This is a genomic window from Streptomyces sp. NH27 (assembly GCF_056859195.1).
Genome location: NZ_JACEGK010000697.1, coordinates 1 through 3,316 on the forward strand (window position 1 = coordinate 1; position 3,316 = coordinate 3,316).

The following is a 3,316-nucleotide window of genomic DNA, read 5'->3' on the forward strand; positions in this document are numbered from 1 at the left end:
GACCTGCTGCTGGCGCAGCTGACCAACACGGAGAAGGCGTCGCTGATGACGGCCGTGGGGGTGCCGAGCGGATCGCACGCGACCGGGTACATCCCGGGCGTGGACCGGCTCGGGATTCCCGGTATGCAGTTCACCGACGGGCCGAGCGGGGTGCGGGACGGGCAGCCGGAGACCGCGCTGCCGTCGCCGGTGTCGCTGGCCGCGTCGTTCGACACCGAACTGGCCGAGCAGTACGGCACGGTGATGGGCACGGAGGCCAAGTCCCGTGGCTACCAGGCGATCTACGGCCCGATGGTGAACATCGTGCGTACCCCGCTGGGCGGCCGCGACTTCGAGACGCTCGGCGAGGACCCCCAACTCGCGGGCGACATGGCAGCGTCGGAGATCGGCGGCATCCAGGACCAGGGAGTCGCCGCGCAGGTCAAGCACTTCGCGGGCAACAACCAGGAGAACGCCCGCACGACGTCGAGTTCGAACATCGACGAGCGCACGCTGCACGAGATCTACCTGCCCGCGTTCGAGAAGGCGGTCAAGGACGGCCACGTCTGGTCGCTGATGTGCGCGTACAACCAGGTCAACGGCACGTATGCGTGCGAGAACGCGCAGATCCTGCGGGACCTGCTGATCGACGAGTGGAAGTACGACGGCGTCGTGGACACCGACTACCCGGCCAACCACAGCACCGTCGCCTCCGCACTGGCCGGCCTGGACCAGGAGTTCAGCGGCACCACCTACTTCAAGCAGTTGCCCGCCGCCGTCGCCGCCGGCCAGGTGCCGCAGTCGGTGCTCGACGACGCGGCCCGGCGCATCCTGCGACTGGAGTTCCGCACCGGGCTGTTCGACCAGCGGACGCCGAAGCCGGCCGACTACGACGCCGACAGCGCGTTCGCCCGCAAGGCCGCCGAGGACGGCAGCGTGCTGCTGAAGAACAGCGGCTCGATGCTCCCGCTCGACCCGAAGAAGCTCGGCTCGCTCGCCCTGATCGGCCCGAACGCCGAGACCGCGGTCACCGGGGGCGGCGGCAGCTCCGCGGTCACCCCGTACAAGAAGGTGGACCCGCTGACCGGGCTGAAGGCGCGGCTGGGCGGCGGGGTGGACATCACCTCGGTGAAGGCCGGCAACACCAGCGGCTACCCGGTGATCCCGGCATCCGCGCTGAGCGGGCTGAAGGGCGAGTACTTCGCCAACAAGACGCTCTCCGGCACCCCGGCGGTGACCCGGGACGACCCGAACATCGACTTCGACTGGGGCAACGGCTCTCCGGCCGCCGGCATCCCCGTCGACGGCTTCTCGGCCCGCTGGACCGGCACCCTCGCCGCGCCCGGCACCGGGGCGTACACCTTCGCCGCGACCAGCGACGACGGCAGCCGGATCTACCTGGACGACAAGCTGATCGTCGACAACTGGAGCAACCACGCCGCCAAGACGGTCACCAGCACCCCGGTCCAGCTCACCGCGGGCGAACCGCACCAGGTGCGGGTGGAGTACTACGACAACACGCAGAGCGCCTCGGTCACCGTCGGCTGGTCCTCGCCCGACGTGCCCGACCCGACCATCCAGGCCGCCGCGGACGCCGCGAGGAACGCGGACACCGCGGTCGTGGTGGTCGGCGACACCTCCAGGGAGGGTTCGGACCGCACCACGCTGGCGCTGCCCGGCAACGAGAACGACCTGATCGCCGCGGTCGCCGCCGCCAACCCGAAGACGGTGGTGGTGCTGCGGGCCGGCGCGCCGGTCCTGATGCCGTGGCTCGCGGACGTGCCCGCCGTGCTCGACATGTGGTACCCGGGCCAGGAGGACGGCAACGCGCTCGCCGCGCTGCTCACCGGCGACGTCTCGCCCGGCGGCCGGCTGCCGGTCAGCTTCCCGCGGACCGACACCCAGACCGCGGTCGCCGCGGCCCCCGGCCGCTACCCGGCGGTCAACGGCGTCTACGACTACAGCGAGAAACTGGACGTCGGCTACCGCTGGTATCAGGACGAGGACCAGACGCCGCTCTTCCCGTTCGGCTACGGCCTGTCGTACACCACCTTCCGCCTCTCCCACCTGGCCGTGCGGTCGCCGGGCGCGGGCGCGCTGACCGGCGGCGCCGGCAGCACCGCCCCGGTACGGCTGTCGGTGGACGTCACCAACACCGGCCACCGCACCGGCTCCGAGGTGGTGCAGGTCTACCTCGGCCACCCCAAGGGATCGGGCGAACCGCCGAAGGAGTTGAAGACCTTCGCCAAGGTGCAGCTGGCGCCCGGCCAGACCAAGCGCGTCCAACTCACCCTCGACGCGGACGCGTTGCGGGTGTGGGACAGCAGCGCCCACGACTGGACGGTGCAGGACGGCAGTTACCCGGTCTACGTCGGCGAGTCCTCCGCCAGCACCCCGCTCAGCACGTCGGTCACGGTGCGCAGGACCGTCGGCACCCAGTACACCGCGGTCGGCGCCGCGCCGACCACCGGCGCGGGCAGCACCCAGACGGTGCGGCAGACCTTCACCAACACCGGCGACTCCACGGTGCTCGGCGCGAACCTCGCACTGTCCCTGCCCGCCGGCTGGACCGCCAAGTCCGCCGCGCACGGCGCGACTTCGTTCCCGGTGGTACGCCCGCACTCCTCGGTCAGCGCCTCCTGGACGGTGACCGCCGCCACGGACGCGGCCGCCGGTCCCGCCACCCTCACCGGCAGGGCGACCTTCACCCTGGGCGGGCGGCAGACCCGTACCGGCACCACCACGACCACCGTGCCGTATGCGACGACCGCGGCCGCGTACGACAACGAGGGGATCAGCGCCGACAGTGACCCGTCCACCGGGAACCTCGACCCGGGCGGCTACAGCTACTCCACCACCCAGCTCGCGGCGGTCGGCTACACCCCCGGTGCGACAATCACCGCCAACGGCCTGGCGTATGCCTGGCCGGACACCCGACCCGGGCAGCCCGACAACGTCGCGGCGGCCGGGCAGGCCATCCAGGTGACGGGTCAGGGTACGCGGCTCGGGTTGCTCGGCGCCGGAGTCGGCGCGCACTCCGGCACGGTCACCGTCACCTACACCGACGGCACCAGCACCGACCTCGCGGTGGACTTCCCCAACTGGTACTCCAACGCGGCCGGCGGCAACAGCCAGTTGGCGGTCACCACCGCCAACTGGAACCGCCCGCCGGGCACCGTCGGCGACCACGCGGTCAGCCTCTACACCACCGGTGGCGCCCTCGACCCGTCGAAGACGGTGGCGACGGTGAAGCTGCCGGCCGACAGCGGTATCCACGTGTTCGCGATATCGGTGGGCTGAGGCCCTCGCCCGAGGACTCGGGCGGCAGACGAACAGC

General features: G+C 71.6%; 1 protein-coding gene. It reads left to right on the plus strand.

Annotation, left to right across the window (positions count from 1 at the left end; all coding sequences use genetic code 11):
• Positions 1-3,279 (plus strand): glycoside hydrolase family 3 C-terminal domain-containing protein (locus AC13HU_RS34575; protein WP_483045952.1); only part of this gene is annotated, 3,279 nt, incomplete at its 5' end.
• Positions 3,280-3,316 lie beyond the last annotated feature (37 nt).